Annotated in this window: 10 protein-coding genes and 1 tRNA gene; 5 read left to right on the top strand and 6 right to left on the bottom strand. The window is 34.3% G+C overall.

Annotated features, from left to right (window positions below; all coding sequences use genetic code 11):
- Positions 1 to 18 precede the first annotated feature (18 nt).
- The gene (locus VB776_RS16155) at positions 19 to 552 is read left to right on the top strand and encodes a hypothetical protein (RefSeq protein ID WP_323697833.1); all 534 of its coding nucleotides are present in this window, start codon (positions 19 to 21) and stop codon (positions 550 to 552) included.
- A 179-nt stretch (positions 553 to 731) separates the two neighbouring features.
- On the opposite strand, the gene VB776_RS16150 is transcribed toward VB776_RS16155, so the two are convergent.
- On the bottom strand, positions 732 to 1,910 hold the full coding sequence (locus VB776_RS16150) for a TlpA disulfide reductase family protein (protein ID WP_323697831.1): 1,179 nt from the start codon (positions 1,908 to 1,910) through the stop codon (positions 732 to 734).
- Between the two features lie 357 nt (positions 1,911 to 2,267).
- Between VB776_RS16150 and VB776_RS16145 the strand changes: the two genes are divergently transcribed.
- Together VB776_RS16145 and VB776_RS16140 are read left to right on the top strand one after the other, a co-directional pair.
- Positions 2,268 to 2,915 (top strand): alpha/beta hydrolase, encoded by a 648-nt coding sequence (locus tag VB776_RS16145; RefSeq protein ID WP_323697829.1) that lies wholly within the window; start codon positions 2,268 to 2,270, stop codon positions 2,913 to 2,915.
- Positions 2,916 to 2,939: 24 nt separating this feature from the next.
- Complete coding sequence (locus VB776_RS16140; RefSeq protein WP_323697827.1) at positions 2,940 to 3,368, top strand: hypothetical protein; 429 nt, start codon at positions 2,940 to 2,942, stop codon at positions 3,366 to 3,368.
- A 207-nt stretch (positions 3,369 to 3,575) separates the two neighbouring features.
- On the opposite strand, the gene VB776_RS16135 is transcribed toward VB776_RS16140, so the two are convergent.
- From VB776_RS16135 to VB776_RS16125, 3 genes are all read right to left on the bottom strand, one after another.
- On the bottom strand, positions 3,576 to 4,517 hold the full coding sequence (locus VB776_RS16135; RefSeq protein ID WP_323697826.1) for a hypothetical protein: 942 nt from the start codon (positions 4,515 to 4,517) through the stop codon (positions 3,576 to 3,578).
- Between the two features lie 31 nt (positions 4,518 to 4,548).
- Positions 4,549 to 5,319 (bottom strand): hypothetical protein, encoded by a 771-nt coding sequence (locus VB776_RS16130; protein ID WP_323697824.1) that lies wholly within the window; start codon positions 5,317 to 5,319, stop codon positions 4,549 to 4,551.
- A gap of 260 nt (positions 5,320 to 5,579) precedes the next feature.
- Positions 5,580 to 6,038: an Lrp/AsnC family transcriptional regulator gene (locus tag VB776_RS16125; protein WP_323697822.1), complete on the bottom strand. Its 459-nt coding sequence runs from the start codon at positions 6,036 to 6,038 to the stop codon at positions 5,580 to 5,582.
- Positions 6,039 to 6,394: 356 nt separating this feature from the next.
- On the opposite strand from VB776_RS16125, the gene metH reads away from it, so the two are divergent.
- Positions 6,395 to 10,216, top strand: coding sequence for a methionine synthase (gene metH, locus VB776_RS16120; RefSeq protein WP_323697820.1), 3,822 nt, complete (start codon positions 6,395 to 6,397; stop codon positions 10,214 to 10,216).
- A gap of 140 nt (positions 10,217 to 10,356) precedes the next feature.
- Here metH and VB776_RS16115 read toward each other — a convergent pair.
- Both VB776_RS16115 and VB776_RS16110 read right to left on the bottom strand, forming a co-directional pair.
- Positions 10,357 to 10,440, bottom strand: a tRNA-Leu gene (locus VB776_RS16115).
- A gap of 148 nt (positions 10,441 to 10,588) precedes the next feature.
- Complete coding sequence (locus VB776_RS16110) at positions 10,589 to 11,830, bottom strand: ABC transporter permease (protein ID WP_323697818.1); 1,242 nt, start codon at positions 11,828 to 11,830, stop codon at positions 10,589 to 10,591.
- A 158-nt stretch (positions 11,831 to 11,988) separates the two neighbouring features.
- Between VB776_RS16110 and VB776_RS16105 the strand changes: the two genes are divergently transcribed.
- On the top strand, positions 11,989 to 13,254 hold the full coding sequence (locus tag VB776_RS16105) for an asparagine synthetase B (RefSeq protein ID WP_323697816.1): 1,266 nt from the start codon (positions 11,989 to 11,991) through the stop codon (positions 13,252 to 13,254).
- Positions 13,255 to 13,286 lie beyond the last annotated feature (32 nt).

The raw sequence follows: 13,286 nt of genomic DNA, 5'->3' as shown, positions 1-13,286 counted from the left end.
CTTTTTAACTATCTACAAATGAAAAAAACCATTTTTTATCTTTTATTATTTTGGGGAAATAATGTATTTTCTCAACAAGCTGCTAAAATCCCTTTTACTTTACCGCCACCAATTGAAGAAGCTAATATAAAAGGCAGACCAGCGTACATTAACTATTTATTGATGGAAGATATTCCATATCCTGAAAGCACTGAATGTAAAGCTACATGGGAGATTTTCTATTTTAGAGTGAATGGAAATAATAAAGTAGATAGCATTCGGCACGATGGTAATTTACCATCTTTCGTAACCAAACAAATCATTAAAAATATCTATGCTACACAAGGACGATGGAAGATTCCTGTAGGAACAAGGAAGAAAGATTTTTGCTGGTTTATCTATCCATATTTTAGAATTCCATCAGATACTCAACTTTGTGCGACAGAAGATATAAAAATGTTAAGAGATAATGTATTGAGAACTGCTTTTATGGTTGAAGGTTTAAAGCATTTCTTTCAAGGTAGTAATTCTGGAGTACTTCTTGATGCAGAATATGGTTTAGGAACGGAATGATTTTACAATGAAGTAGTTTAAAATGTTTTTTAATAAAATAGTCACAAAGGGGCAAAATATATTTTAGAAGGTTAGTAAGAAACTTCCAAACAGAACTATAAACCAATAAAAAAAGCGGTCGAAAAACAAATTTCGACCGCTTTTTTAATTTTAGAATTTATGAGGGATTTGTTTACTCTTTATTTTCCCTTAGATTGAGTCTCACTTTTTACATTACTTTGCTTACTGAAAATTGCTTCTAATTTCTTTCCTAAAGCTTCTCCTCTTAGATTTTTTGCAATGATTTTGCCATCTGGGTCTAATAACAAATTTTGTGGAATAGCTTGAATGCCGTAAAGTTTAGCTACTTCATTTTCCCAATATTTTAAATCAGAAACATGCGTCCAAGTAAGTTGATCATCGTGAATGGCTTTTAACCATTTTTCTTTGGCATTAGGTTGGTCTAAAGAAACACCGATGATATGAAAACCTTGGTCTTTGTACTGGTTAAATACTTTTACCACATTCGGGTTTTCTCTTCTACATGGTCCACACCAACTTGCCCAAAAGTCAATTAATAAATATTTACCTCTTAAAGAAGACAATTTAACAGCTACACCCAAAGTGTCGTTTTGTGTGAAATCTAAAGCTTCTCTACCAATACCAGTAAGTTTTGCTGTTTCAATTTTAGCTTTAAATTCCGCACCAGAAACAGAAGATTTAATCGGGCTTGATAACGAATTGAAAAGCGGTTCTACTTTATCAACCAAAATTTCATAGCCAGCATAAGTTTTTAAAGCATAAAGAGCGATAGGAGAGTTTGGATTTTTCTTCAAGTAGCTTCCATAAACATCTTCTCTTTGTTTTTCATCTAAAGAATCAATTGATGCTTCTACTTTATCAGCAGCAGCTTTGTTTTTATTTTTATTGAATTCTGAATATTGCTTGTAGAGTACTTCTAATTGACTATCATAAGGTTTTGAAGCCAGATTCAATTTTTCAAATTCAATGTGAGATTTAGAACCTTTTACACTTACGTTTGTGAAAGAGTCCACACTAGCAACATTAATAATGCCCGGTTCGATAAAAACACTAGCAACGTTTCTTTGAGTAAGTCTAGCTTTTTTGTTAGCCGCATTTTTAGCAGAAAATTGTACTCTTACAGGTTCACTGATGCTGATATTAAAAGCATATTGTCCATTCACTACGTTGGCACTATCTACTACTCTTTTACCATTAGCAGCATAATTTGCATAGATAATAGAAAGAGTGTCTTTGATGTTTTTAAGTGTTCCTTTTACTTGAACATTAGGTTTTACTTTTTGTGCATGAACAGCCATAGGAAGTGCAAGCAGAACGATTGCAAATAGTTTTTTCATTGAATAAGGATTTTTAGTTTGATAATTGATGGTTGACTCTCAACAAATATACGTAGTTGTAAAAAAAAATCCTATAGGTTCGATAGAGTAATTTTGGAACTCGTTATTTAACAGGAGAGAAATTAAAGTGTTAATGAAAAGTCTTAGTTTTTTATCTTGGAAGGCTCAGATGTGAGAACATATATTCTTTTTGATTACTTTCATGATAGGGTTAGGTGAATAATCTGTAAAAAATGAAGTAGCGGCAATCTCTTGCTGACGCCGAATCGGAAGGATTATTTCTAATTCAGCAACCGTAAAGGATTGCTTCTTTAGTATTTTGGTGATTCTTTTTTATGTTTTTATCAATAAAAATCAATGAAAAGTATTTATGTTTTCAGTGGACTTGGAGCAGATGAAAGGGTTTTCAAGAAGCTAGACTTTACTGGTTTTGATGTTACTTTTATTCATTGGATTACTCCAAATTCTAATGAAACTATTGAAAATTATGCCCTTCGTCTGATAGAGCAAATCAAAACTAATAATCCAATTTTAATAGGACTTTCATTTGGTGGAATGATGGCTACTGAAGTTGCTAAGCTGATTGATACTGAAAAAATCATTATCATTGCTTCTGCTAAAACTCAACAAGAAATACCATTTTACTATCGCTTTGCGGGAATGCTTAAACTTCATCGACTAATTCCAATAGTTGTGCTTAAAACTCCTAATTTTTTCAGTAATTGGCTTTTCGGTACAAGTAATAAAGAGGATAAAGAAATGTTAGCAAGCATCATGCTGGATACTGACGAAGTTTTTTTAATATGGGCAATTGATAAAATTGTGAATTGGAAGAACGATATAGTCCACAAAAATCTAAAACATATTCACGGAACGTCAGATAGAATTCTACCATATTGTTTAGTGAAAAGTGATATAAAAGTTAATGGAGGAGGACATTTAATGACTTTAAACAAGGCAGAAGAGTTAACTAAAGTAATAAGAAATTTACTCAATTATGAGTAAATTTTATTCCCAAAAGATAAAGAAATGACAGAAGACGAACTACAAAATATAATCAATAAGTTTGATGAAACTGAATTGAACAAACAAGCTATTTGGGGCATTTTTCAATACGGTGGTGGTAGTGATGAAAGTTTTATTAAAGCAAATAAAGAGGGATTAGAGTTATTTGCTTTGGAATTGCTAAAGGCTTCTATTGAAAGTAATAAAATTATAGAAGACAAAAAAGATAAAGTAATTCCTCTTGATTATTACGGGGATTGGATTTATGAAGATGCTGATACATACCTCCAATACATTGAACTAATAGATGAGAAACAGACGTCAAAACCCAAAGTAGAATACAAAACTACTTTATCTGATAAACTAATGCCATATATATTTATAGCCATTTTGATTATCTTGGTAGTGGCAATTTTTGTAGGGTTAGGGACAATATTTAGTTGGATATTTTAAGTTTACTTTTTGTGATAACTTGTTGGTTTATATGATTTAATCAACAATGATTAATGTATTTTCTTTTATAGTTGGATGTGTAAAATTGCCTTTTATAAAACAGTAGTGGCAATCACTTGCGGTTGCCGAATCGGAGGAGTTTTTCCAATTACGGCAACAGTAAAGGACTACCGCTATTGGTTGAGGTAAATTAAGTTCAATTATCAATTATTTTCGTTTAAATGTTTTCACAACATTTCTGATTGCATTGATATTATTATCGAAGTCGTTGTTAGTTCCCGCTGAGAGGATGTAGTAAAGATTATCACTGAATAAAATTGTTTGATAAGCTTTCTCCAAAGCTCCTGTTTTTTTGTCTTTTACCGTAGCAATCATTTCATAACCCGCAATGCCATCAATAGAAATTTCTTGGATACTTTCTGTTTTTACAAATTCCATAGGAAGTTGTTTAAGTCTATTGAGAGAGAAAAGTTTTTTATCAGCAATTTCCATTTGTCCGAATGATTTTGCAACGATTAAATACGTTTTGTCATTTGATTGTGTAGGTGATTTCCCATCACTTGTAAATGTTAATGAGTTTGCCATTCCACTAGCAAAAATCAGCTTACTAGAAGAAACATCTATTTCATAATCTATATTTTCAAATGGATTTATTTTCTTATTCGCATCATAATAGCTTGAAAGTATTGATGTTTTAATCTCTTCTCCAATCTCCTGTAGATTGTTTGGAAATGCTCCATTAATCATCATGATTTCTTTTTCAGAACCAAAGACTAACATAAATTTTGAAAAAGTTTTACCGTAGGCATTTTGTTCTGCAGTTACAAAAAGAGCTGGTAAATTATTGAAGGTAAGATGCTCAATCTCTTTAGCCACAATTCCTTTTGTTAAAAAAGTTTCTTTAGTAAAAGCCTTAGAAATCTCTGAAAAAGGAGCAGGTAAATCTATAATCATGATTGTAGAACCACTTTCATTTTGTTGAAGTCCTAGAAAATTAGTGGCATTATCAAATCCTTTTGGAGGAATTAAACTGATTTTAGTGCCTTTAATGTTTTGATGCTTTGGTGTAAGGATATTGGATATTGTAGTTTGCCCAATGCTATTTAAACAAACAAGTAGATAAAATGTGATTGTCAATAGTTGTTTCATAAAGATGTTCTTAAAGTGTTGTTGCTAATATTTATTGTTTAGATTGTGGGTCGGCACTGTAAATACGTTCAAGAATTCCAGTAAAACAACCTGCACAAGTTATGGTAATAGAGTTTCTCTTTTTAATATGACTAAGGGTTTTTCTGATATACTTAGGAATGTAAAAATGTGCTACTTCCAACATTTTAAATCCTTGTACACCAAATGCTTGAGTTTCAATATTGATACTTTGTAGCATTTTATGCAGTTCATCAATGTTTTCATTTTCAACGAAAGCTTCAACGATAGCACCTTTTTCAGTGGTTTTACTTCCATAACCACATTTAAAAGCATATTCTTCTGACATAGTTAATTCTTCAATTAAATCAGATATTGATTTTTTAGATTGATAAAAAGTATTTCTTTGTCGTAAGAAGTTTAACACTTTGTTGCTATCAGCGATGGTAACAAATAAAGGACTATTAGAAATTAATATGTTTGGATAATTTTTGATAGATTTGGCAAGTAGGCTATCATTCTCTTTTAGTAAATCAATCTGATAGCTCTCTGAGTCAAGAAAGATATTTACTCTTAGATGAAAAACATCAAAATCTACATCTCTATCAATATAGGTATTTGCAAGACCATGACGAGAAAATTTAGTATGCAAAGAATCTAATTGTTTAATGAAATGCTTCGCAGAATTTTCTTTTTTTAATATTGTTGTCAAAATACCAAGATAATGTCTGTCTTTTTGAGCGTGTCCAACAAAAAAGTTAAATAATAGTATCCAGAGTAAACAATGGCGAAGCGTCGCTTTCATATTTTGTAGTTATTTTAAGGTTTATATTCTGGCTCAATATCACAAGTATTCCTATCAAATCAAAAAATAAATTGTTAGTAATTTCATCTAATCGTTGATACAACTATGTTCCTCAAAGTAAAAAGAGCTTCCGCTTGTGCTACATAAAATTTTCTTATAAGGAGTTCAATAAACTATTTTGCTCTTTAAAAACCAGTAGCGGCAACCCAAGGGACTGCCGCTACTGGTTGAGGTAAATAAAGTTCAATCATCAATCAATACTAAACCTTCAATTTAGTCTCTGCCTTAATTTCTGACATCACAAAAATGCTGTGAGTACTGCCAATGTTTTCTAAAGATGCCAATTTGTTCATTAAAAAACCCTGATACTCTCTCATATCATGCACAATAATTTTGAGCATAAAATCATAATCACCCGAAATATTGTAGCATTCTTGTACTTCATCTAGCTGAACAATTTCTTTTACAAATTTTGCTCCTGCTGCTTGGGCATGTTCTTTCAAACGGATGCTACAAAATACCATTAAATCCTTTTCGATTTTCTCACGATTTACCAAGGCTACATAACCTTTAATAACGCCTTCTTTTTCAAGTCTTCGTACACGCTCATAAACGGGAGTAGGTGATAAATTAAGTCTTCCCGATAATTCTTTGGTTGTCAGATGAGCATCTTCCTGTAGATGTTTTAAGATTTCTCGATCAGTTGAGTCTAGTTTCATGTTGATGTGTTTTGTGGTTTAAGTATTCACTGAGATAATTTATCCCTATTCTTTTAAATTAAGCTTTTAATTTAATGAATATTATCCAATCGGCTATTTAAAAGTAGAAATTATATCCAAATTGACGAATTAAAGCAAATGAATTATCTTTTTGGGATAACTTTGTAGTTAATTTATGTTATTTAAATCAACACCAGTAATTTTGCAGTTTATTGTAGAAACGGTATGATTTAATTTCATCGAATTAATAAGTAATCTTACTTTAAACGATGAAACATGAAAGGTGTTATTGCTAAAAGATTAATAAGTCAAAAAAGCTCAAAGCTAATTGCTTACAGCCTAGTGCTAAAAAAGATATGAACAATCCCAATATAGGAGAAATCTTGAAAAACAGAATCCTTGTTCTTGACGGAGCGATGGGTTCATTGATTCAGGAGTATAAATTAAGTGATGCCGATTACAGAGGTGAAAAATTTCGTGATTTCCCGCATGAAGTAAAGGGAAACAACGATATGCTTTCTATTACGAAGCCCGAAGTAATTAAAGAAATCCATGCGAAATACTTTGAAGCAGGTGCAGATATTGCCGAAACAAATACTTTTTCGGGAACATCTATTGCCATGGCGGATTATCACATGGAAGATTATGTATATGAATTAAACTACGAATCAGCGAAAATTGCTCGTGAAGTAGCAGATTTATATACCGCTAAAAATCCAGATAAACCACGTTTTGTAGCGGGCTCAATTGGACCAACGAACCGAACACTGTCGCTTTCGCCAGATGTGAACGACCCCGGTTATCGTGCCGTAACTTTTGATGAATTGGTAGATGCTTATTACGAACAAATCCAAGGTTTGGTAGATGGCGGAGCAGATGTATTATTGGTTGAAACCATTTTCGATACGCTTAATGCCAAAGCAGCATTGTATGCGATAGATTTGTACCAATCAGATAAAAAGAATGGAACTATTCGTCCGCTACAAAGTACTTCTATTCCCAAGCAAAATAATCCAAAAGCCGCATTAGCAAATCCAACGACCAAAATCCCTGTGATGGTTTCTGGAACAATTACGGATGCTTCTGGACGTACTTTATCTGGACAAACCACTGAGGCTTTTTTAGCTTCTGTTTCGCATATTGATTTACTTTCTGTGGGTTTAAACTGTGCTTTAGGAGCAGATTTGATGCGTCCTTATGTACAGATTTTAGCTGACAAAGCACCATTTATGGTGTCGGCTCACCCGAATGCAGGTTTGCCAAACGAAATGGGAGAGTACGACCAATCGCCTGCTGAAATGGCTGTGATTGTAGAAGATTTTCTTCAACATGGTTTTATGAATATCATTGGTGGCTGTTGCGGAACTACGCCAGCACATATCAGAGCCATTGCTGAAGTAGCTGCAAAATATCCTCCTCGCCAATTGCCAGAAGCGAATAATGACCAAATTATTTCTGGTTTAGAGCCTTTGATTATCAAAGAAGATACGATGTTTGTCAACATTGGCGAACGTTGTAATGTGACGGGTTCAAAGAAATTTGCTCGTTTGGTGCGTGAAGGAAAATACGACGATGCTATTGCTGTAGCCCGTGAACAAGTAGATGGTGGTGCGCAAGTAATCGACGTAAACTTGGATGAAGGAATGATTGATGGCGTTGAAGCCATGAAAACCTTCTTGAATTTATTGATGGCTGAACCAGACATTGCCAAATTGCCAATTATGATTGACTCCTCGAAATGGGAAGTAATCGAAGCAGGTTTGAAATGTGTTCAAGGGAAATCTATCGTAAACTCAATTTCACTAAAAGAAGGCGAAACAAAATTTAGAGAATCGGCAGAGAAAGTAAAACGTTATGGTGCTTCGGCTGTTGTCATGGCTTTTGATGAACAAGGTCAGGCTGATTCTTATGAAAGACGAATCGAAATTTGTGAAAGAGCATACCGAATTTTGGTGGACGAAGTAGGCTTCCCAGCAGAAGACATCATTTTTGACCCTAACATTCTTACAGTAGCCACAGGTTTGGAAGAGCATAACAACTATGCTGTCGATTTTATTAATGCTACTCGTTGGATTAAAGAAAATCTTCCATTCGCCAAAGTATCGGGCGGGGTTTCAAATATTTCTTTCTCATTCCGTGGAAACGAACCAGTTCGTGAAGCGATGCACACGGTATTTTTGTATCACGCCATCAAAGCTGGAATGGACATGGGTATCGTAAATGCTGGTCAGTTGGGCGTGTATGATGATATTCCAAAAGATATGTTGGAGCTTTGCGAAGACGTATTGTTGAATCGTAGAGACGATGCTACTGAGCGTTTAGTAACTTTTGCAGAAACCGTAAAATCAAAAGGAAAAGAACAAGTAATTGATAATGCTTGGAGAGATTTACCCGTATCAAAACGTTTGGAACACGCTTTGATAAAAGGTTTAACCGAATTTATTGACCAAGATGTTGAAGAGGCTCGTCAGCAAGTAGAAAAACCTTTGCATGTAATTGAAGGACCACTAATGGACGGTATGAACGTAGTGGGAGATTTGTTCGGAGAAGGAAAAATGTTCTTACCACAAGTAGTAAAATCTGCTCGTGTGATGAAAAAAGCGGTAGCATACTTGTTGCCTTACATTGAAGCAGAAAAACAAGTAGGTGAAAGTTCTTCCGCAGGTAAAATTTTGTTGGCAACTGTAAAAGGAGATGTTCATGATATTGGTAAAAATATCGTGGGCGTTGTGTTGGGTTGTAATAATTACGAAATCATTGATTTAGGTGTAATGGTACCAACACCGAAGATTTTGGAAGAAGCCAAAAAACATAATGTAGATATTATCGGACTTTCGGGTTTGATTACGCCTTCATTGGATGAAATGGTGGGTGTTGCCAAAGAAATGGAGCGTCAAGGTTTTAAATTGCCTTTGCTAATTGGTGGTGCAACTACTTCAAGAATTCATACGGCTGTAAAAATTGACCCACATTATTCTGGGCCAGTAATTCACGTGTTGGATGCGTCTAAAAGTGTGCCTGTGGCTGGTAGATTGATGCAAAGTGAGCAAACCAAAGAAGAGATTTTTGACGAAATTAAAGCTCAGTACGCTCAAATGAGAACTGACCACGCCAGTCGTCAAAAAGATAAAAACTATGTGCCGATTGAAAAGGCAAGGTTGAATAAAGACAAAATTGATTGGACAAATTTCAAAGCAAAGAAGCCTACTTTTTTAGGAAATCGTTATTTCGATAATTACGATTTAGCCGAAATTGCCAAATATATCGACTGGACTCCATTTTTCTCTACTTGGCAATTATCTGGGAAGTATCCAAAGATTTTTGATAATGAAGTAGTAGGAGCGGAGGCTCGTAAATTATTCAATGATGCTCAAGCTTTATTGAAAGAAATTATTGATAATAAATTGTTGACGGCTCGTGCGGTGGTTGGTTTTTATCCAGCTAATTCAAATGAAGACGATATTATTTTGTCAGATTTTGAAGAGGTAATCCGAGAAATTCCTTGTGAAAAACATGGCGTTCATCTTCATAAAGAATATCTTGTGACCAAGAATGAAGAAAATCCAAAAGTGCTTCATAATCTTCGTCAGCAAGGACAAAAAGCATCACATTTGCCAAACCTTTGCTTGAGTGATTTTATTGCACCAGAAAGTATTGGCGAACAAGATTATATCGGAGCATTTGCTGTTACTGCTGGGATTGGCATTGAAGCCTTAATTGAAAAGTACGACCGTGACCATGATGACTATAATTCTATCATGGTAAAAGCCCTTGCCGACCGTTTGGCAGAAGCCTTTGCTGAATTAATGCACGAGCGTACTCGTAAAGAATTCTGGGGCTATTCAAATGAAGGAAACCTGAGTACAGAAGATTTGATTTCAGAAAAGTATGATGGTATCCGTCCAGCACCTGGTTATCCAGCTTGTCCAGACCATACCGAAAAAGCAACTTTGTTTGAATTATTGCAAGCCGAAGAAAAATTAGGAATTATCCTGACAGAAAGTTTTGCCATGTATCCTGCTAGTTCTGTGAGTGGTTGGTATTTTTCGCATCCAGATAGTAAATATTTCGGATTAGGCAAAATAGCCAAAGACCAAGTGGTAGATTATGCAAACCGTAAAAACATGAGTTTAGAAGATACTGAAAGGTGGTTGGCACCTGTGTTGAATTATGATTAAGTACTTCGGGATTCCATCCCGAAAATTATTAATAAAATAAAAACAGCCCTCTTAACATTTGTTTTGAGGGCTGTTTTATAATACAAATTGTAGTAAAACAAAAAAGCCTAACTACATAAAGTAGTCAGGCTATTGACAAGTACCCAGAGCCGGAGTCGAACCGGCATGCCAGTGAAGACACTGGTGTTTGAGACCAGCGCGTCTACCAATTCCGCCATCTGGGCATTTGATTTCTCAAACTTGATGCAAAGATAAGTGATGTTTTTGGACTACACAACCTTAACATTTAATTAATCTGAAACTTTTTTGTAAGTGTTCTTGTAAGTTTCTGATTACTAGATTGGTTATAAGATTGATAAAAATGAAAAAAAATTATTCATATCTTAGCGATTCTATTGGGTCTAGTTTTGAAGCTTTGTATGCAGGGTAAATTCCAGAAAATAATCCTACTACAACACAAACACCAATTCCGATTGACATCCAGAACCAAGGCATTATAAAACTTGCAGTACCGCCCATTAATAATTGTGCAAATAGATTACCAATCAAGATGGCTAAAAAGATGCCTCCTAAACCGCCTAATATACAAATTACAACGGCTTCAATCAGAAATTGTAACCGGATTAGATATGGTGTGGCACCTAATGATTTTCTGATACCAATTTCTTGTGTTCTTTCTGTTACTGAAACTAGCATAATGTTCATCAAGGCGATGGCTGCACCTAGCAAAGTAATAAAACCTACTCCAAAACCTGCCACTCTTAAAATTCCAGTAATACTTTCAGATTGTTTGGCTAATGAATCTGAACGTTCTATTGAAAATGAATCGGGTTCACCAATTTGGTCTTGTCTGATAATTCTCATTACTCCTCTAGCTTCTTCAATTACATTATCAATATCGGTTATATTGGGAACAGAAGTAACAATATCAAAAGTAAGGGTTTTTCCTTGAGCCATTTTTCTGCCAGTTTCTAAAGGCATAAAAATTACTCTATCATCTCCGCCACCCATCATACTACCTTTTTTCTCTAATAAACCGATTACTTTAAATTTCTGTCCAAGAATATTAATTTCTTTATCAATTGGGTTTGTGTTTTTTTCAAAAAGTTGATCAACAATATCAGTACCGATAATACAAACATTTACCGCATATTGTAAATCATTAGCTGAGAAAGTTCTTCCTTTGTCAATTTTATAGCCTTTTATATCCATAAAATTATCGTCTGTACCTATTACTCTTGAATTTGGATTAGTTTTCTTCGATTCATATTTTACTTCAACCGAAAAACTAACATTTACTTTCAATCCAATAATGGCTGAATGTCCAAATTTTTCTTTGTACATTTTTGCTTCACGATAATCAATTTGTGGATAATTCTTTTCTTTTTCGCCGTCTTTTCTGATTTTGAAAATATCTCTGTTTCTAAGGTCAAAAGCATTAGCTCCTAAGCCTGCAAAGCTATTATTTACTGAGCTTTGAATACCATCAATTACAGTGAGGCTTCCAACCAATGCGGTTACACCAATGGCAATGATTAAAGCGGTAAGGGTGGTTCTTAGCATATTTGCCCTGATAGAGCGTAATCCCTCACGAATATTTTCTAATAAATTCATAGTTGTGGATATTGAAACGGATTCGATTTGAAACCAAAATAAATCAAGACGAAGTATGTTTAGCTAATCAGGATTGTGATTAGCACTAATAATATACTAAATTCGTTTATCGTTTATGAATAACAAATTTAGTTCAGAGAACTTAAATAACTTCACCAATGAAAAGGCTATTATTTCCGTTTATCATATTCTTAACGTTTACTGGTCGCTTGTTTGCTTCTCAGATTCTGATTCCGATGGATGAAACGCAGAAAAACCATCTAAAATCTTACGGAATAGCTTATTGGATTCTTAAAACACATGATACAGAAGTAGAGTGGCTTTTGAACTACCGTGGTGGTGCTTTTATGTTTCCACAAGCTCAGAAATTTGAAAATGAATTGATTATTCGAGGAGTAAGCTATGAAGTAATTTCTGAAGGACAAGCTTCGCAAATCAGAGCAGAAGTTAGTAGTCCAGATGTAAATATGGATGTTGTAAAACTTCAAAAACCGCCAAGAGTAGCCGTTTATTCACCTAAAACTGCCCAACCTTGGGACGACGCCGTTACTTTAGCAATGACTTATGCTGAAATTCCTTACGATTTGATTTTTGATGATGAAGTAATGACTGGTAAACTACCAGAATATGATTGGCTTCACCTTCATCATGAAGATTTTACAGGTCAGATGGGCAAGTTTTTGAATCAGAGTGGACAAACGTGGTATCAAGCTCAGTTGCGAGAAGATAAAAAGAATGCCCAAAAATTTGGCTTTGATAAAGTATCTCAATTGAAATTGGGCGTAGCTAAAAAAATTCAAGAATTTGTAGCTGGTGGAGGATATATGTTTGCGATGTGTACAGCAACCGATACGTATGACATTGCTTTAGCTGCTGAAGGAATTGATATTGTGGATGCTTTTTATGATGGAGACGGTTATGATAGAAATGCGGATGCTAAATTAGATTTTTCTAAGACTTTTGCCTTTCAAAATTTTGGTTTGATTTTTCATCCACAAGTAGTTGAATTTTCGAATATTGAGGCTTATACAAATGAGTCAAGACCAGTAGGAGAGGAAAATGATTTTTTCAATCTTTTTCAATTTTCTGCTAAGTGGGATCCAATTCCTACAATGTTGACACAAAATCATGAAACTACAATTCATGGTTTTATGGGACAGACTACTTCTTACAAAAAAGAATTGTTGAAACCAGAAGTAATTGTATTAGGCGAAAATCGTTCGTTAAATGAAGCTCGTTATATTCACGGTACTTTCTTAAAAGGCTTTTGGACTTTTTATGGCGGACATGACCCCGAAGATTATAGACATTATGTAAACGAAGAACCAACCGATTTGAATTTGCATCCTAATTCGCCAGGTTATCGTTTGATTTTGAATAATGTTTTATTCCCAGCAGCGAAGAAGAAAAAGCAAAAAACATAATTACGAAATACTCCAAAATAAAAGCCTCTCAA

Origin of the sequence: Arcicella gelida, assembly GCF_034931025.1 — a bacterium.
GTDB classification, from domain to species: Bacteria; Bacteroidota; Bacteroidia; order Cytophagales; family Spirosomataceae; genus Arcicella; species Arcicella gelida.
The sequence above is the reverse complement of the archived record's forward strand: the minus strand, read 5'-3'. Positions and strand labels throughout refer to the sequence as shown.